Here is a 17192-nt window from a genome sequence, read left to right as displayed (position 1 = left end):
ACTCCTAGAATGGACGGGAGATCCAGGCCGGTGGATCACTGGCAGGGAAGGACTCGCGGCCGGCTTCGTCCAGCATTTCCTCGATTTTTTGTTTCGCCTCATCCTGGTTTGCCGGGCTCGACGCTTCACTTGATTGGCGCGGATGATAGATCGTGACCAGTGCCGAGGAATCTTCCAGCCCTTTGAGCGCATGCGGCTCCCCGCCATCGAGATAAAGAAGGTGCCCGGGTGTCAGTTTCTGGACGCTGTTCTCCCCGATCCGAAACTCGATCAAGCCTTCCAGACACTGCACGGTGATTTCCCCCGGAACCGCGTGATCGCTGAACTCCTCCCCCTTCCGCAGCACCACCCGAAACACCTGTATGTGATCGGATCTCAGAAGAGTCGTATTGATCGCTTGGGGTAGTGTTTTTCCCAGCCGAAGGTCAACAATTTCGCCGGGTGTCGCGTGGTGTAATGCCATTGGTATCCTCCAACAAGCTTGCAGAAGTGTTTGCCCCGCGAGTGGTATTGCCTTCGATTGCGTGCTGAGTGAAATGTTTGCCCCCGAGCTACAAGCGCGATCAAGTGGACACTTTGTGCAAGCTGACAGATGCATTAGACTGCTGGTCGGCCGGGACCGGGCGCCAACACCAGCCCGGCAGAGCCAATCCGAGGCAAGAGCCAGGGCGCGTACTGCATTCTTTTACTAACCAGCGACTTATCTATGGCCATCAGCGTATTCGATTTGCTATCCATCGGCATCGGGCCGTCCAGTTCCCACACTGTGGGCCCCATGCGGGCGGCGAAACAGTTTGCCGATAACCTCCTTGAAACTGATCGGCTTGCCGCCGTGAGTCGTATCCAGGCCGAGATGTATGGGTCGCTGGGCGCCACCGGCAAGGGCCACGGAACTCCCAAGGCCGTTCTTCTGGGCCTCGAAGGAGAGGTGCCGGAAACGGTGGATGTCGGCGCGATTGCCGGGCGGGTCGCCAATATTCGCGAACATAAACAACTGCGTCTTGCCGGCCGCCATTTGATCACTTTTACCGACGGCGAGGACCTTGTGCTCCATCGCCGTCGATCCTTGCCCCTCCATCCCAACGGTATGGAGTTCAGGGCCTTCGATGAAGCAGGGCAGGTACTGCTGGCAAATACGTTTTATTCAGTGGGTGGCGGCTTTGTAGTGGAGGGTGCCTCCGCCGACAGCGATCCAATCATCGAAGATACCCGGCAGCTGGCCTATCCCTTCAAATCCTGTTCAGAACTTCTGGCCCATTGCGACAGCAGCGACCTGAGTATTTCCGGCCTCATGCTGAACAACGAGGAGGCCTGGCGACCGGAAACGGACACCCGTGCCGGCCTGCTGCACATCTGGCAAGTGATGCAGGAGTGCGTGGAGAACGGCTGCCGGAACGAAGGTCTTCTTCCCGGAGGACTCAACATTCAGCGTCGGGCTCCCAAGCTGTATCGACAATTGCTTGAGAACCCGGAGGCCGCATTGGCCGACCCGCTCACCGCCCTGGACTGGGTCACGCTTTACGCCCTGGCCGTCAATGAGGAGAACGCCGCCGGCGGGCGCATGGTGACGGCGCCCACCAACGGAGCGGCGGGGATCATTCCTGCTGTGCTGCATTACTACTGGCGCTTTGTGCCAGGCGCCAGCGAGGAGGGCGTTATCCGCTTCCTCCTGACTGCGGCGGCCATTGGCATCCTCTTCAAGGAAAATGCCTCCATCAGCGGCGCCGAAGTGGGATGCCAGGGGGAGGTGGGTTCCGCCTGCTCCATGGCCGCGGGCGGTCTGGCCGAAGTATTGGGCGGTACACCTCAGCAGGTGGAAAACGCGGCGGAGATCGCCATGGAGCACAACCTGGGTCTCACCTGTGATCCGGTGGGCGGGTTGGTGCAGGTGCCCTGTATCGAGCGCAATGCAATGGCTTCCATCAAGGCAATAAGCGCTGCGCGCATGGCATTGCGCGGCGACGGTTCTCATTTTGTTTCCCTGGACAAGGTGATAAAGACCCTGCGCGATACCGGACGGGATATGAAGGACAAGTACAAGGAAACCGCGCGAGGTGGGCTGGCGGTTAACGTGATCGAGGTGCCGGTCAATATCATCGAGTGCTAGTCCGTTGAACCTCGCGCGAAACCGGATGACGGAACACCTGAGCGGGCCGACTGTCGAGGATCACTTGCCCGCCCGCGAGCGGCACACGGGATTGAAGGGATTCAGCGGATGCGAGAGTTCAACGTTGGGGTTCTTGCGGTTGCGGGCAGTGCCCTGGTTCTTGGTCTGCTCTCAAAACCTCTCAAACGTTATGGGGTGCCCGATTCAGTAGTACTGCTCCTGCTGGGCGTCGCCCTGGGGCCGAATGGCTTCGCGCTACTCAGACCGGAGTCATGGGGCGATCCGATGGCCATTCTCGAGCAGGTGTGTCGCCTGGCTCTGGCGGTTGGACTGATGGGCGTGGCGCTGCGGCTCCCCAAAGAGTATGTGCGGGACAACTGGCGCTCAGTGGCTGTCGTTCTCGTGTTCGTGATGCCTTTCATGTGGCTCACCAGCAGCCTCGTGGTGGGCACTATATTTGGCTTCTCCCTTGGAGCAGCTCTGCTGGTTGGCGCCATCCTGACCCCGACGGATCCCGTGGTTGCTTCGGCGGTGGTGACGGGGCCAGTGGCGGAGGAAAACCTGCCCGCATATCTTCGCCACATCATTTCTGCCGAGTCCGGTGCGAACGATGGTCTGGCTTATCTGTTCGCGGCGGTTGGTATTTTTATGCTCACCCTGACAGCCGAAGAATCCCTGTCGATCAACATGCTGCACGTATTCCTGGGCAAGATTCTCGGTGCGATCGCGCTGGGCATCGCAGCCGGTTACCTCGCGGGCGTCGCTTTGCGAAAAGCCGAGGAGCGAAACCTCATTGAGCAACCCTCGATTCTGATGATCAGTACGGCATTGGCGCTGACCGTTCTGGCCGGTGTGAAGCTGATCGGCAGCGACGGCATTCTGGCTGTGTTTGCTGCCGGAATCGCCTTCGACTGGCAGGTTGACGCGCGGGAGCGGCAGCAGGAAGCGCGCGTCACCGAAGGGGTTGACCGCTTCTTTACCTCGCCGGTTTTCATCCTGCTGGGACTGCTGCTCCCGGTCAGCGAATGGCTTGCACTCGGCTGGTCGCTCTGCTTTGCAACACTGGGCGTGCTCGTATTCCGTCGGCTGCCGGTGATGGTTGTTCTGGCGGGCCGGACCCGGGATCTGCCAACACAGCCGGACGCACTGTTTGCAGGATGGTTTGGCCCGATAGGCGTGGCGGCGCTTTACTATGCGATCATGGCCCAACATAGGACCGAGCTGCCGGAGCTCTGGCCGCTGGTCAGTTTTGCAGTGGTTGCGTCGATCGTCGTACACGGATTCAGTGCCACGCCGTTTTCACACCTGTATCGACGCGGCGCCCGATGACTTGTTGTGTCGCCTCCGCAGAGCGGGGGGCAGGGCAGGGAGTGAATGCGACCTCGGTCCCGACCGTCGGCCTGTCAGCTCTTTGGCAAATTGATAATGCGGCAATACTCGCCCGTCTCGCGTTCTGCGCAGACTTCAAAGCTCTCGCCCAATGAGGCAAACAGGTGTGCAATCTGTGAAGGGTCCTCCAACGGCTGCCCGTCGAAACGGACGAGGCGATCACCCGCTTGGAATCCGGCTTCAGCCAGCGGGTTTCGAGCAGATAACTCGGCTATGCGCATACCCGAAACGAAACCTTCACGGCCCTGCTCAACATCGAAGTGCGGCTCCAGGGTAAGGCTATTGAACAGGTTCCGTACAGCCGGCTGGATTTGAGCCGGATCGATCTTGTCCATGGCAACAGTCTCGTCGAAGCGATTTTGCGCTGCCTGGTTGAGCGCGATCATACGGCGGTGTCGCCGGGCCTCTTCCTCCGACATTACCGGTGGTGGTGCCGGTTCCTGTTCCACTGTTATGTCTGCTCGTTGCCCATCGGCAACATCCGATCCCGCTGTTTGGCTGTCGGCAACCTCCGCGGGTGGATCCCCTGACGCACCCGGGGCCAGAGCATCGTTACTTTGTTCTGTCACCGCCTCGTTGGAGGCGAACTGATCTTCAAGCCCCCAATGCCAGATGGCCAATGACAGAGCCGTTGCGACCAACAATAGCGATATCACCCTTGCACGACGTGGCATGAGCTTCCCCTGAGTTCCAGTTGGGACGAGCAGGGCGCCAGTAATGACGCCCTGAGTTACTACCTTCCCCTTATTTCAGGCAATAAAGTGTTACAGGCACCAGTAATTGGTGATGCAGAAGTCTTCGTCCATGAATCCAACCATGATACCCATGTCCCCTTCCTCTACGTCGGGGCGATAGATCTGGGTATGGAGTTGCATCTGATTTCCTTTGTTGATTTTGGGCCCACTGTCTCCGTCGGAGCAACTTGTCATATCGCTTATATGGCCGTTGTAGTTGCCCAATCCAATCGGATCCGAGGACACGGTGTTGTACGAGGTGGGGTGGGCACTGTCCGCGCCAGTTCCGCTGCCGATCGGCGCAAACTGAGAACCGGCAGAATACCCGGCTACCGAAGTGCAGATGTTGTCACCTGTGGTTTCATTCTTCCACGCGGTACTGATACCGAAGTCATGGACGTGTCCGCCGATATCAGTAACCTGGTGAGAACGATCGGCCTCCCAGGACCACTTCAGATCGTTGTAACCGGCCACGGCCGTGCGCTCCGAATCGTTGCATTGATCAATGTCGATCCAGATGGGACGAACGCGTTCCCCGCTGAATTCACTGGCCGGTTCCCAGGTGAACGTGAACTCAAAGTAAACGGTTTGCTCTTCCATGGCCATGTTCATCAGGTGGTAGGCCAGTCCCCACTCGTCACCGGCAGCCACGTAGTAACCGAAACCTTCCGCCATCTCGGATACAGTGCGTTCGTTGCCGGCTGCGAAGTATCGCTCGTTGCCCCCAACGATGCCGCCCAACTGCTTGATGACCTGACTGCTGAAGATGTTGGGCCGGCAGGTTACATCCGGTCGCGAGAAGTTGAAGTTGACAACATGGTGAAGCATGAGTCCGTTGTTGTAATTGCCGGTGGCTCCGTCCGCCGTGACCAGGTTCGGTACGATGCCCGTGATGTAACAGTCTTCACATGGCTTCGGAACGTCATAGTCCGCAACTTCCTCGTAAAGGCCCACCAGCGAAGCCCGGAAACCGTCAACCCCCGCGATCTGCTCGGAGTGACCCATGGCCGGGATAGTGATCGGCCCCCAACGAACAGTGGTGGTCTGTTCCGTGGCATTGGCTGAACCCATCGTTAAAAAGGAAAGCGCTAACAATAGCGGCAGAAATGCTAAGCCGTTAACCCTATTCGTATTCATAGTCTTCTGCTCCTGTAAGTGAGAGATGAGCTGAGTACTTCTTGGGATATCAACAGCGCGGAGCCATAGGAGGAATGTGACACGACCCCGTGTCAGGTACATTATTGCTGACATGGGCTCATGTCAATCATAAAACCGAGTAGTCACAGAGAGAATCGGAAAAACTTGAGATTGTGCATTGCAGAGTCACAGGCCATATCCCTTGACGGAATAATAACCAGGCGCAAGAGTGGTAAGGTAAGCTTTCCCTCCATCGCAAAGTGGAAGATGCATGACGCGCCTGGCCCGATACCAATGAAGATCTTCAGTATCATCAGGGCACCTTGGCATCTGCTTTGACAGGGAAATAGACGCCACTCGACAATGACGCAGCAGGCTTTTAAGGACAAATAAGGTTGGACCCATGGATCAGACTACCCCAAGCCGCAAACGCCGTTATCCGCAGGCAAACCTTGAGGAGCGCAGAGAAGTGCGCCGAAAGGCGCTGATGTCAGCAGGTATTGAACTGTTCGGAACCAAGGGCTACCGCGCCTGTTCCGTAAAGATGGTCTGCAATCGTGCAAGCCTTACCGAACGCTATTTCTACGAGTCCTTTGCCAACCGGGAAGCGCTTCTTGTCGACCTGTTCGATAGTGTGGCCGCAGACGTCGATGCGCGGCTGCGACAGATCGTGGACCATGAGGGTTATCACCCGGAAGAAAGGATTCAGCAGTTCCTCGATGCGTTCTTTCACTACGTGCATACCGACGCGCGGCGTGCACGGGTGTTGCTTTTTGAGATTCTCGGAGTCAGCCCGCGGGTTGACCGACATTACCAGAAAGCGGTCCGCAATCTGGCGGCGCTTGTGGAACACCCCAATCTCAATCTTTTTGGTACAGGCAGCCCGCGGTCCAAAGATGCCCGCCGGGTAATCAGTATCGGCCTTGTTGGTGCGATCCTGCAGATTGCGATCCAATGGGTGCTGGACGAGTTCAGCACCTCCCCGGACAAGGTAATCACCAATGCCCTGGAAATATTCCTTGCGGTGTCCAGCGATCATCGGCTGGATGTGTGATTCGGGCTTGTTTTTTTCTGCTGACATTTGGTTATTGGGGTGATGCGATATCTCCGACTCATGAACCTCGTGACCTGAAACCCGACTGTGTGCATGCGCCGGAGCGGATGAGCAGAGTACTGGTATACCGATTGCCTGATGAAAGAGTGTCCAGGAGTAGTTGGTAATCAAATTCGGAGAAGGGAAATGGTTGACCTGCAGGGACGACGGGCGTGGATAACCGGCGCGAGCAGCGGAATTGGCGAGGCCACTGCAACAGTGCTGGCGGACGCGGGCGCAGAGGTGGTGATTTCCGCTCGCAGGGAAGAGCGGCTGCATGAACTGGCGAAGAAAGTCGGCGAAAAGAAGGTAGTCGTCAAACCGGTGAACGTAAGCGATCGCGTAGCCATGGAAGCCCTCGGGAAAGAACTGGAAGGACTCGGTGGCATAGACATTCTCGTCAATAACGCTGGTGTCATGCCATTGGCTCCCATGCTGGCCGGGAGAGTCGATGAGTGGGAGCAAATGATCGACGTGAACCTGAAAGGTCTGCTGTACGCGATTCATGCCGTTCTTCCGGGCATGGCGGCGCGGGAGCGGGGGCATATACTGAACCTGGGCTCCGTGGCCGGGAGAGTCACCTTTCCCGGCAGCGCGGTTTACTGCGGAACCAAATTCGGTGTCCGCGCAATATCAGACGCTCTGCGCAAGGAGGCCCTGAACTACGGCGTTCGAGTGACGGCCGTTGAACCCGGAGCAGTCGCCACAGAACTCCACGAGTCAATCGGCCACGAGGAAACCCGCGAGGCGGTGACCGGGGAGGGCGGTTTCTACGCGCCCGAGGCTGATATCCTCCAGCCGCAGGATATTGCGCAAGCGATACTCTACGCGGTCAGTCAGCCACAACGTGTTTCCGTGAGTGAAATCCTGGTGCGGCCATTCATTCAGGAAATGTAGCGCAGGCGCCCGCCAGGGCCTGAAATCCCGGTGTACGTGGTGAAGAGCCGTATGCGACTTCCCTTAGGCTCGGTCACGCAGGGACCGCTTCGTCGGCCTGAAGCTGAGCTGGTTCTTGCTTCCTGTTCACGCCATTGGTCGCGAGAACCGTGACGCGGCGGCACAGGTAGTCCAACTCAATGTTTTGCACAACCTCCAATCCGGCCGATTTGAGCAAAAACGGATAGTTGTGCGAAAACGAATATTCCCCGCCATAAGTCATGGATCGAGTTTCCGCCTCGAGATCGTGGTCCGAGCCAAGAGGCTCGATCAACAGCGCTACCAATGAGTTATGGCTCCGCTGGGCGATCGATGCAAATAGCCGTTGAACGCTCGAGCGGCACAGATATTCCAGTACGCCGCCGTAAGTCAGATAAAGCGTGTTATCACTCGGATTCCGGTCAACCCACTCACAGACATCCGCAGCGACAAACTCCATTCCCGAGTACGTCCGGCGGTTGGCGTCGATCTGGTCGGCGCAGATATCAATGCCGGTATAACTAAGGCTTGGGCCGAAGCGCTTACGCAGCAAGTGCAGGAATTTTCCGTTCCCTGTTCCGAATTCACACACATGCCGAATGCCGAGCGCCTCAACCAGGTCCCGGATTTGCTCCAGCGTGGATTCCACATGAGCCGGGCGATCGTCAACCCGGTCCCGTGTCGCAGAAAACCAGCCGTCCTTCGAATGCCCTCGCCAGAATTGTTTATGAATCGATTCAAGTCTATGTTCCGGCTCACGGGTGGTCATCTGCCGGGCGATGGCGTAGCGGATCAATCGATCCACTCTGTCGTTGCGGATTTCCGGATTCCAATACGGCAGTGTGAAGTTTTCCTGGATAAGGGCGGTCCGGTGCGGAAGAACACGTGCGAGCAAAGAGCCAAGCCCGTATCTGAGATCGTTTTTGGTCTGCGTCATGGGGTGCCTCCGTGGAGTCGGACAGGCGTGCGGGTTATTGTGTCAATTGAGAATCAATCGACAAAAAATGGTTCCGCTTGAGCTAGAGCAATCCAACTAATTTCACGACAATATTCTCCGACCAGGGTCAATTCGTCCGGGTGCCTGTACAATCGTCGAGGGCAGCGTCATCGGGCCGCCAGCGCGGCCGGCCCGAAACCGCCGTTGGAGCGCTGGAGTAAAGCCGACTGATTACTTCGTCGCCATGAGCCTTGATCGCCAAGGCGAAACGGAGTACATGAAGCCTGAACAAAAAACGAATGACTCTTACTACTCAGGTCCTTTGGTCGTTCTTATAAACGGGGGCGTGAGAAGCGGGAAGGAGGCGCTTGCATATCAGTTCAAAAAAACAGCTAGGGCTACACTGGTAGGAACGACCACCGCCGGCGCATTCGTGGGTGGCCTCGGCGGCTTCGCAAACGAGGACCGCGGGCTGATTCTCTATCTGGCAGTATTTGGCATGTTCCTGGACGATCGCGAGATCGAAGGGAAAGGTATCTCTCCGGACATCGAAGTTGCACCTGACCATGGCCATCATGATGACCCGCAGCTGGAGCGGGCCATTCTGGAAGTTATCCGAGTGGCACGTTAGCGATCAAGAGTCACTCGACCATGCTGCCGAAAGGTTTTCTTCTAAAGTGCAGATAGGCAACCGGCACCACCAACATGTTTAAGGCCGTCGAGCTGAGCAGGCCCCACAGAATCACCACCGCCATCGGTGCTTGGATTTCACTGCCTGGTTCACCGCCGGCGAGCGCCAAGGGCACAAGCGCCAGCGCTGTGGCCAGTGCTGTCATCAAAATTGGCAGGAGCCGCTCTTCGGCGCCGCGGATCACAGCATCGCGAATGGGTACTCTTTCGTCGCTCATCAGACGACCGATGTGATCGACGAGAATCACGCCATTGCGAGTGGCGATACCGAATAGAGTGATGAAACCAATCACGGCGGCGATGGACAGTGTGCCGCCAATGATCCAGACACCCGCTACGCCGCCGATCAATGCCAGCGGAAGATTGAGCATGACCAGCCCGGCGTCGCGCACGGAGCCGAAGGCGGTCACCAGCAGAAAGAAAATACCGAAGATTATGATTGCACTGAGCATGAGCAAACGCTGCCCGGCGCTCTCTGCACTTTCGAACTGGCCGCCGTACTCGATGTAATAACCACTAGGAAGTTCGATGCTCTGATCCACCGCCGCGCGAATATCGTCTACCACGCTCACCAGATCCCTGCCGGCCACATTGGACATTACCACCAGCTTGCGTTGCACATCTTCGCGGCTGATGGTGTTGGCTCCGCGAGTCCGCTGAACCTCCGCCAGGGCAGCGATAGGTACGATCGCACCCGAGGGCAGAGTGAGCATGGTTTCTTCCAGCGTCTGCAGGTTTTCACGGGCGCGCTCGGAAAAACGCAGGACCATGTCGAAACTCGCCTGACCTTCCACCACGCGACCGACGGTGCTGCCGGTGAACGCCGTCTCCAGCGCTTCTGCCGCTTGCGCCATGCTTAGCCCGTAGTCCGCCAATGCGGAACGGTTGAATTTAACTGAGACGAACGGTATCTCCGCCTGCTCTTCCATGGCTACGTCGACGGCGCCGGGAATTTCCGCCACCAAGGATTCGACCTGCTGGCCGAGGCTGCGCAGGCCATGGAGATCATCCCCGAAGATCTTGATGGCGATGTTGGCTCGGGTACCCGAAAGCATGTGATCGATACGGTGAGATATCGGCTGGCCGATAACTACATTGGTACCGGGCAAGGTTTCGAATTCACTGCGCAGAGTGGCGAGCAGTTCTTCCTTGTCGCGCTCGCGCATTCGCAGATTCACTTCGATCTCTGAAGCGAAAACCTGTTGCGCATGGGGGTCCCGCTCGGCGCGCCCGGTGCGCCGTGTGGTGGCGACCACTTCCGGTTGCGACAGCAAAATGGCTTCCACCCGGCTGCCGATGTCGTCAGATGTTTCCAGCGCCGTACCGGGCAGTGTCACCACGTTTACAGTCAAACTGCCTTCATTGAACTCCGGCAAAAAACTGCGACCGGCAATAAACAGGGCGACGAGGGAAACGATCAGCAAAGCGAAGGCGCTGCCGATTACGGTTCGCCAATGAGCAATGGACCACAACAGCATCGGCCGGTAAGCAGTCTTGAGCCAGCTCACGAGTCGCGTATCGTGATTTTCACGAACCGCCTTGCTGCCGGGCAGGGCGAAATAGCACAGCACCGGCGTAATGGTGATGGCCACTAGAAGAGACGCCGCGAGCGAAATGACGTAGGCAAGGCCGAGCGGCTGGAGCAGACGGCCTTCCACACCACTGAGAAAAAACAGCGGCAGAAACACCAAAATTATGATCAGCGTGGCGAAAACAATCGAGCCCTCGATTTCCCGTGTAGCTTTCGAGACTACTTGCAAAGCGGAGGCCTGCCGGGCCTGCTCCATCGCGGCGTTTTCGCGGAGTCGTCGGGTGACGTTTTCCACCACGATGATGGCATCATCCACCAGCGCACCCAGGGCGATAGCGAGACCGCCCAGGGTCATGGTGTTCAGGGTTCCGCCTAGCCAACGGATAGCCAAGACCGCAGTGAGCAGCGATAAGGGAATAGCCAGTAGAGCAATGCCAGTGGCGCGGGCGCTGAGCAGGAAGACAAACATGATCGCCACCACCAGAATGGCGCCATCCCGCAACGCAGTGCCCAGGTTACCAATCGACGTATTGATAAAGTCCGCCTGACGGAAGGCATTGGTTTCGATTTGCATGCCGTCGGGAAGGGTGGTCGCGACGCTCTGAATCGCCCGGTCCAGTTCATTGGTGAGCGCAAGAGTGTTGGTGTCTGGCTGCTTCTGAATACCGAGCACCACCGCCGCTTGATTGTTGTAGGAGCCAGTACCGCGACGCGGTGCGGGACCGATCACGACGTCGGCCACATCGCGCACAAGTACCGGATTGTTGTCCCGCTGCGTAACGACGGCTTGGGCGATATCCTCGAGAGTGTGAACGCGCCCCAGGCCCTGGATCAAAAACTCCTGATTGTTCTCACTGAGAAAACCTGCCGAGGCGTTGCTGTTACTGTTGGCGATGGCATCTCGCAGTTCGTCGAGCGAAACCCCGTAGGCCGACAGGCGTTCGGGCGAGGCAATTACCTGGTATTGACGGGTCTCGCCGCCGATGGGAATCACTTCGGCTACGCCCGGTACCGCCAGCAGGCGTGGACGCACAACCCAGTCCGCCGTGGTCTTCAAAGTCATCTCGTCGTGACTTTCGGAGGTGAGAGCGACGAACATGATCTCGCCCATTATGGACGTCACCGGGGCAAGCACCGGGGCGGGCAAATCCGGGGGCAGATCAGCGCGGGTGGTTTGCAGTTTTTCCGAGACGATTTGCCGGGCGCGGTAGATATCGGTGCCCCAGTCGAATTCAACGTTGACGACACTGATGCCGATGCCGGTGCTCGACCGTACCCGGCGTACCCCGCTGGCGCCGTTCATGGCCGTTTCGATGGGAAACGTAACCAGGCGCTCCACATCTTCCGGCGGCATTCCGTGGGCTTCCGTGACGATGGTAACCACCGGTGCGGTCAGATCCGGGAACACATCCACCGGGGACTGGCTGGCGGTCCAGCCGCCCCAGATCAGCAACAGCAATCCGGCCGCGAGTACCAGCAAGCGGTTGTGAAGGGACCAGCGAATAACGGCATCAATCATCGGCTGGCCCCTTAATGCGCGTGGCCATGGCCAACGGCGTCACCGCCGACAGTGGCCAGCTTCACGTAGTAAGCACCATTAGAGACTACGCGTTCGCCTGCCTGCATGCCACTTTGCACCTCGAAGTAATCGCCGTCGCTGATTCCCAAAGTCACGGGGCGTCGCTCGAAGGTCTCGCCGCTGGTCTGTACGTAAACCACTGTCTGCCCGGCATCGTCGATGACCGCGGAGCGGGGGATGACAAGCATGGGCCTTGGGTCGCCGGCAAAGACATGAGCGGCGAACCGTGAACCAATCAGGGTCGGCCCCTGGCTGGTGGGGTATTCAAGACTCACGCTTGCCGTCCGGGAACGCGGATCGATGACGGTATCGGTTTGTACAACGCGCGCACCCGTGTCGGCGTCGAGAATCAGCGTTCCTTTTTCCTGCTCGAGCCACGCACCGCTGGCACTGGTTAATCTCGAGGCATAACGTTCGGGCACGCGAACTTCCAGCCAGCGACGATCGGGGGCGGCAATGCTGAACAGGGCGTCGCCGGCTTTCACATAGGAGCCGGGCCGCACACTAACACTGGTTACCTCGCCTGCGATCGGTGCACGCAAGGCGATGCCGGCTTTCTCGCTACCGCCGGCTTGCTGGTTCAATCGGGACTGTGCGGTTTGCAGCTCCACCTGCGCCACTTCCAGATTCTCCCGCGCTTCGACTAGCCGGCGTTCCGGCACAGCGCCACGCTGGAACAAGCCTTCCAGTCTTTCCACGTCCTGACGGGCAAGTGCCACCCGGGAGCGGGCCCGTTCCACTGCCAGAGTCAGCTGGCCGATGTCTTCACCGGCACCGAGGCGGGGAACGATGAAGCCAAGGTTTTCACCGCTCTCGACTTTTTGTCCGGCTGTCACCAATTCCGCGCTGCTGAAATAACCGTCCGCTGCCGCGCGGAGCAGGGCACTGGCATCCGCAGGTGGCAGTACCGTGGCAAAACCCGGTACGGAAGGGCGGAGCGGCCGTTGCTGGGCGACCTGGGTAGCGAAGGGGTTCACCCATTGCTGCTCTTTCAGGTAAGTGATGTCGCCTTCGGGTTCCGGCCGATTGATCGCAACAGCCTCTTGAGTCGAGAACACCGTGACGGTACCCAGTTCATGGCGGGCCTTTAGATTTCCCGTTGTCACTTCTATCGCCAGCTCGAAGTCGCCGCTATCGCGGGGAGTGACTGCGGGAGTGAAGATGCCCGTTCGGGCCGGCTCGCGTACCCGAAAGCGCGCGACTGTATTTCCGTTTTGGCTCAGGATGACATCGAGAACGCCAGAGCGCAGCGGTTCGTAATCGGAGAGGCGAGTGAGGTGAGCGGCGAAGGTGGACGCTTGTCCCGTAACCAGGGGTGGGAATTCGACGAAGAGTTCCGTCTGGTCGGTATAATTCGTGTATACCAGCGACCCACCACCACCGTGGTCGTCGCCATGAGCGGCTTCGGATGGCGAATGGGCGTGCCCGTGATCGTCGGTGGTGGCCCCCTGATCACACCCGGCCACGGCCAGTGCCAGCAAGCCAAGGCCGATGCAGCGTTGGATAGACCTGCGTAAAACCGGTTTCTGCTTCAGGTTTGTGTTTGCAAATATGTTTGCGGGACAAGCGCTGGGAAAAATCATGTGAATCGGTTCAATCTCATTATCGTGCGCATCCCTGCACCCTGGTTGTCTGACTCGCCGGTATGCTTAGTGGTGGTGATCTTCGGCACCTTCCTCGTGGTGATGATCGGCACTCTCATGCTCGTGTGCGTCTTCCTCGCTGTGGCTGTCCCCGCTGTTCATCTGTTCGTGGTGATGGTCGGAGGATTCATCGTGTTCGTGGTCGAGATTCGTCACGCTCGGGCCACCGGCTGTCCCGACTTCGCTGGCGGACTCCGCCTGATCACCGTAAAAAACTTCGGTTTCGGAGCTGTCATGGGCATGGTCTTCGCCGCCTTCGTGGCTGTGTGCATCGCCATCGTGGGCGTGACTTGCGTCGGCAGCCGAGCCAGCGGCTGGCGTTTCCTCAGGAGATTCGCTGCAGGCGGAGACTAAAAGCGCGGTAAAAAGGATCAAGAAATATTTCATGGCTCTTCCCTCAAACGTTGAATTTCAATAAAAGTCAGCCGGGCATCGAGTGCCCGTTCGATGAAGCGGCGCCGCAAATCCATCTCACTACGGTAGGCGTCGATCAATTCCATGGTGCTCAGCTCTCCGGCCTGGTAAGCCTCTTCGGCGATGGCGCTGAGACTGGTGGCTCCGTCCGCGAGCGTATTCTCCAGGCCACGAGCAGCTCCTCGTTGAGCCTGCAGACTCTCGAGCGCTGAGCGCAGGTCAGCGGCCAGAGTCGTCGCCGCCAATTCATACTCGAGGCCGCGTTGACGGGCGCGGCTTTCGGCGACCTGTGCTTCACCCCGACCGCGGTCGAAGATTGGCACCTCGACGCCCAGGGAAACGGTATCGCCATCGCTTTCAAAGCCCGCTTCCTCCACTTCGCGACGTCCAACACCCACGGTGATCTCGGGCCACTTCTTGCGCCTCGCCGCTTTCGCGTTCAGGCTTTCACTCTCGGCTTCCGCTTTCAGTGCTCGCAGCCGCGGGTGCTGGCGGAGCAGACTGTCGACCGTGATGTTCTCGACAGCTGGCGGTAACAGTTGCCCCGCTGGTTCGCCCGGCTCGCCGCCGATGAGCGCGAACAATGTTTGTTTCGCCGCCCGCGCTGCAGCACTGCTTTGCAACCATTGGCTGTTGACCAGCGCCAGCTCTCGCTGCATTCGCATCAGGTCGTAGCGGGAGGCATCCCCGGCCTCGAAGCGTTCACGGGTGAATTCGGTCAATTCTTGCAGCCGTTCCCGGTAATCGCCGGCTATTCCGCTTTCGTCGGCGGCTGCCACGGCACGATAAAAACGCAGCCTTATATCCGCCTGCAGATCGCGACGATTCAGTTCTGCGTGAGCGATGTCTGCCTGTGCTTGCTGCCGGGCCGCTTCACGTTGCAAGCCCTTGCGGCCACTTGGGTCCAGGGGTTGCCGAATCCAGAAGAATCGTTCTTCGCTGTCCCCTCCGGCGAGATCGATTGCTTCTCGAGAATATTCAATTTCCGGGTTGTCCCAGCGTCCGGCGGCAGCTGCACGTCCCAGTGCTTCGCGACGCTGGGTTTCAAAGATTTCCTCAAGCCGTACCATGCCTCTCTGTACCGCTTGTGTTTCAGTAAGGTCTTCGGCCTGCGCCAGAGAACACAACAGGAATAGAATGAAAACCGACAAACGCATGAGCATCCTCAAATAGCCAGTCCAAGCAGAGTTTCCACCTGGTGGTGGCCACCAAAAATCGCAGCACCCATCGCTGCCAAGGCCGCGAGGTACAACCATCGAAACAGAACAGGCTCTCCGTGGGTTGCTGGTGTCAGCAATCGCTGAATACGTTCGGCGGGATTGGTCCCGGCCACAGAAAGACCGACCCTCGGTTGGAAACCACCTGACTTGCTCACCGCAAGGAGGGTGCTCGCGACATCCAAGGCTCCGAAGCGCTGAGCCACCTGATCGTCGGCATGCTCTTCAATGGCGCGGCGCCATTGCATACGGAGCCGACTAGCTGTCCAGGGCAGGTGCAGCATAAGAAAGAATTCGAAAGCGAATCTTTTTTGTAGATCGCGATGGCGCAGGTGTGCCGCTTCATGAGCGACGACGATGCGCCGTTCGCGCGGCCCGAGCGAGTCCAAAAGCCCTTGGGACAAAAATATGGCCGGGTTACGAAGCCCGGCAACGAAGCCAATGACCCGATTGTCGTCGAGTATATGCAGGCAGCCCCGGGCCCGACTGGATAGTCCCGCCAGCGTCCCGATGTGGTGAGCCTGACGGCTCTCTCGAGTCGCAAAGCGAGTGCACAGTAGGAGAAAGTAAGTTCCCAACAATCCGGCGGCAGCGAACTCCGGGTAGCTCAGAAACAAGCTGGGCAGATGCGTCAGGCACAAGTGAGGGTGCCCTGGGCCGTGAAGCAGGCAATGGTCATGGACAAACCCGAACCGCTGGCCCGCCGCAAGCAGGAGTGCAGAGAGCACCAGGGTCAGAGGAAGAATCCAGGGGAGGGCGGCGAGGAGCCACAGGCGCCGGCGTCGCTCTGCTGGGCCGACTCGCGACGATAGACCGATCGGAATCAGCAGGGGGAGCAGTGCAGTGGCGAAGACCCAGCCCGCCACGGCCAGTAGCAGCAGTAACCAGGCGAAGCTCAGTAGACCAGTCAAACTGAACGCTCCCGCCGATTCTGGATTTCCGCTTCAAGTAATGACAGGCTCGCCTCGTCGAGCTGCTCGGTGGCATTGAGAATGGCCGCCACTGATGTGGGAGCATCGCCTCCGAAACGGCCCAGCACCTCGTTAATTAGCGCAGCCATGACCTGCTCGCGCTCGATCGCTGGAGCATAGAGATAGGCGTGACTCTGCTTGGAACGGCTGAGCAAGTGCTTCCGGTGGAGCCGTTCCAGCGCGGATTGGACGGTATTGAGGGAAATGCCGCGCTTGTCGCCCACGAGGCGGTGTGCATCTTTGGCTGAGACGCTTCCTTCGGCCCAGACGCAGTCGAGCACCGCCACTTCAAGATCGCCGAGTCTTGGAATTTTCATGCTGCCCACGCTAGAAAGAATCGATGAGTGATTGTGGGAGCCAAAAAACCGATTGTCAATCGGTGTTTTTCTATGAGAGGCTCCGAACAGAGGCTTACGACAGAAGAGGGGGGATCCTGTGTTCAGCATTCTTAAAATTGCGATCGCCGCGTGTGTCATCGCTTTTGCATCCTGGCTCTCGGGTCGAAAGCCGGAGCTGGCGGGCTTTATTACAGCCTTGCCGCTAGTCTCTATTCTGGCAATCGCCTTCAGCTATCTCCAGTACCAGGACCCAGAGACAACCGCACAATACGCCCGCAGCATTATCTTTGCCGTGCCGATTTCCTGGTTGTTCTTCGTCCCGTTTTTCTTCATTGAAAAGTGGAGCATAAATTTCTGGATCAGCTATGGCTGCGGTCTAATTTTGCTCGTTGCCGGATACTTCCTCCACCAATTCATTATGAAAACTGTAGCCGGGTAGTGGAACACCTTTGTGGTAATTTTCATTGAAGGTGAGATTTGGAAAAGCTGAATTGCTG

General features: G+C 58.3%; 16 protein-coding genes. 7 read left to right on the top strand and 9 right to left on the bottom strand.

Annotated features, from left to right (window positions below; genetic code table 11):
* Positions 1-4: 4 nt before the first annotated feature.
* On the bottom strand, positions 5-463 hold the full coding sequence (locus ACURWW_RS00320) for a cupin domain-containing protein (protein WP_445615014.1): 459 nt from the start codon (positions 461-463) through the stop codon (positions 5-7).
* A gap of 243 nt (positions 464-706) precedes the next feature.
* On the opposite strand from ACURWW_RS00320, the gene ACURWW_RS00315 reads away from it, so the two are divergent.
* Together ACURWW_RS00315 and ACURWW_RS00310 are read left to right on the top strand one after the other, a co-directional pair.
* Positions 707-2107, top strand: coding sequence for an L-serine ammonia-lyase (locus tag ACURWW_RS00315; protein WP_445615013.1), 1401 nt, complete (start codon positions 707-709; stop codon positions 2105-2107).
* A gap of 108 nt (positions 2108-2215) precedes the next feature.
* Positions 2216-3436 (top strand): cation:proton antiporter domain-containing protein, encoded by a 1221-nt coding sequence (locus ACURWW_RS00310; RefSeq protein ID WP_445615012.1) that lies wholly within the window; start codon positions 2216-2218, stop codon positions 3434-3436.
* A 74-nt stretch (positions 3437-3510) separates the two neighbouring features.
* Here ACURWW_RS00310 and ACURWW_RS00305 read toward each other — a convergent pair whose 3' ends face one another.
* Entirely contained in the window at positions 3511-4116 is a 606-nt protein-coding gene (locus ACURWW_RS00305; RefSeq protein WP_445615011.1) for a PDZ domain-containing protein, read from the bottom strand.
* Between the two features lie 144 nt (positions 4117-4260).
* Positions 4261-5367 carry a hypothetical protein gene (locus ACURWW_RS00300; protein WP_445615010.1) on the bottom strand — a complete coding sequence of 369 codons (1107 nt, stop codon included), beginning with the start codon at positions 5365-5367 and terminating at the stop codon, positions 4261-4263.
* 403 nt (positions 5368-5770) lie between these two features.
* On the opposite strand from ACURWW_RS00300, the gene ACURWW_RS00295 reads away from it, so the two are divergent.
* Positions 5771-6421, top strand: a complete 651-nt coding sequence (locus ACURWW_RS00295; protein ID WP_445615009.1) for a TetR/AcrR family transcriptional regulator — start codon at positions 5771-5773, stop codon at positions 6419-6421.
* A 186-nt stretch (positions 6422-6607) separates the two neighbouring features.
* Entirely contained in the window at positions 6608-7357 is a 750-nt protein-coding gene (locus ACURWW_RS00290; protein WP_445615008.1) for an SDR family oxidoreductase, read from the top strand.
* A gap of 73 nt (positions 7358-7430) precedes the next feature.
* Here ACURWW_RS00290 and ACURWW_RS00285 read toward each other — a convergent pair whose 3' ends face one another.
* On the bottom strand, positions 7431-8312 hold the full coding sequence (locus tag ACURWW_RS00285) for a class I SAM-dependent methyltransferase (RefSeq protein ID WP_445615007.1): 882 nt from the start codon (positions 8310-8312) through the stop codon (positions 7431-7433).
* A 244-nt stretch (positions 8313-8556) separates the two neighbouring features.
* On the opposite strand from ACURWW_RS00285, the gene ACURWW_RS00280 reads away from it, so the two are divergent.
* Entirely contained in the window at positions 8557-8943 is a 387-nt protein-coding gene (locus ACURWW_RS00280) for a S41 family peptidase (RefSeq protein WP_445615006.1), read from the top strand.
* 10 nt (positions 8944-8953) lie between these two features.
* On the opposite strand, the gene ACURWW_RS00275 is transcribed toward ACURWW_RS00280, so the two are convergent.
* Positions 8954-12052 carry an efflux RND transporter permease subunit gene (locus ACURWW_RS00275; protein WP_445615005.1) on the bottom strand — a complete coding sequence of 1033 codons (3099 nt, stop codon included), beginning with the start codon at positions 12050-12052 and terminating at the stop codon, positions 8954-8956.
* Between the two features lie 11 nt (positions 12053-12063).
* A complete protein-coding gene (locus tag ACURWW_RS00270) occupies positions 12064-13695 on the bottom strand; it encodes an efflux RND transporter periplasmic adaptor subunit (protein WP_445615004.1) in 1632 nt (543 codons plus the stop codon).
* Here ACURWW_RS00270 and ACURWW_RS00265 point away from each other — a divergent pair, their 5' ends adjacent.
* Complete coding sequence (locus ACURWW_RS00265) at positions 13696-14109, top strand: hypothetical protein (protein ID WP_445615003.1); 414 nt, start codon at positions 13696-13698, stop codon at positions 14107-14109.
* 29 nt (positions 14110-14138) lie between these two features.
* Here ACURWW_RS00265 and ACURWW_RS00260 read toward each other — a convergent pair whose 3' ends face one another.
* From ACURWW_RS00260 to ACURWW_RS00250, 3 genes are read right to left on the bottom strand one after another with little or no spacing between them, the layout of a single operon-like run.
* Positions 14139-15326: a TolC family protein gene (locus ACURWW_RS00260; protein ID WP_445615002.1), complete on the bottom strand. Its 1188-nt coding sequence runs from the start codon at positions 15324-15326 to the stop codon at positions 14139-14141.
* A gap of 8 nt (positions 15327-15334) precedes the next feature.
* Positions 15335-16297, bottom strand: a complete 963-nt coding sequence (locus tag ACURWW_RS00255) for a M56 family metallopeptidase (protein ID WP_445615001.1) — start codon at positions 16295-16297, stop codon at positions 15335-15337.
* Positions 16294-16674: a BlaI/MecI/CopY family transcriptional regulator gene (locus tag ACURWW_RS00250; protein ID WP_445615000.1), complete on the bottom strand. Its 381-nt coding sequence runs from the start codon at positions 16672-16674 to the stop codon at positions 16294-16296. The genes ACURWW_RS00255 and ACURWW_RS00250 overlap by 4 nt, the downstream gene beginning before the upstream one ends.
* A gap of 118 nt (positions 16675-16792) precedes the next feature.
* Between ACURWW_RS00250 and ACURWW_RS00245 the strand changes: the two genes are divergently transcribed.
* Positions 16793-17134, top strand: coding sequence for a DUF3147 family protein (locus ACURWW_RS00245; protein WP_445614999.1), 342 nt, complete (start codon positions 16793-16795; stop codon positions 17132-17134).
* Positions 17135-17192 lie beyond the last annotated feature (58 nt).

The sequence above is a fragment of the Gilvimarinus sp. F26214L genome (assembly GCF_054401055.1).
Note: the sequence above shows the minus strand (reverse complement) of the source record. Positions and strands in the feature narration are given on the sequence as shown.

Bases quoted from the DNA above. Each gene is read 5' to 3' on its own strand.
- ACURWW_RS00320 (WP_445615014.1), bottom strand. From the start codon at position 463: ATGGCATTACACCACGCGACACCCGGCGAAATTGTTGACCTTCGGCTG.
- ACURWW_RS00315 (WP_445615013.1), top strand. From the start codon at position 707: ATGGCCATCAGCGTATTCGATTTGCTATCCATCGGCATCGGGCCGTCC.
- ACURWW_RS00310 (WP_445615012.1), top strand. From the start codon at position 2,216: ATGCGAGAGTTCAACGTTGGGGTTCTTGCGGTTGCGGGCAGTGCCCTG.
- ACURWW_RS00300 (WP_445615010.1), bottom strand. From the start codon at position 5,367: ATGAATACGAATAGGGTTAACGGCTTAGCATTTCTGCCGCTATTGTTA.
- ACURWW_RS00295 (WP_445615009.1), top strand. From the start codon at position 5,771: ATGGATCAGACTACCCCAAGCCGCAAACGCCGTTATCCGCAGGCAAAC.
- ACURWW_RS00290 (WP_445615008.1), top strand. From the start codon at position 6,608: ATGGTTGACCTGCAGGGACGACGGGCGTGGATAACCGGCGCGAGCAGC.
- ACURWW_RS00285 (WP_445615007.1), bottom strand. From the start codon at position 8,312: ATGACGCAGACCAAAAACGATCTCAGATACGGGCTTGGCTCTTTGCTC.
- ACURWW_RS00280 (WP_445615006.1), top strand. From the start codon at position 8,557: ATGAGCCTTGATCGCCAAGGCGAAACGGAGTACATGAAGCCTGAACAA.
- ACURWW_RS00275 (WP_445615005.1), bottom strand. From the start codon at position 12,052: ATGATTGATGCCGTTATTCGCTGGTCCCTTCACAACCGCTTGCTGGTA.
- ACURWW_RS00270 (WP_445615004.1), bottom strand. From the start codon at position 13,695: ATGATTTTTCCCAGCGCTTGTCCCGCAAACATATTTGCAAACACAAAC.
- ACURWW_RS00260 (WP_445615002.1), bottom strand. From the start codon at position 15,326: ATGCGTTTGTCGGTTTTCATTCTATTCCTGTTGTGTTCTCTGGCGCAG.
- ACURWW_RS00250 (WP_445615000.1), bottom strand. From the start codon at position 16,674: ATGAAAATTCCAAGACTCGGCGATCTTGAAGTGGCGGTGCTCGACTGC.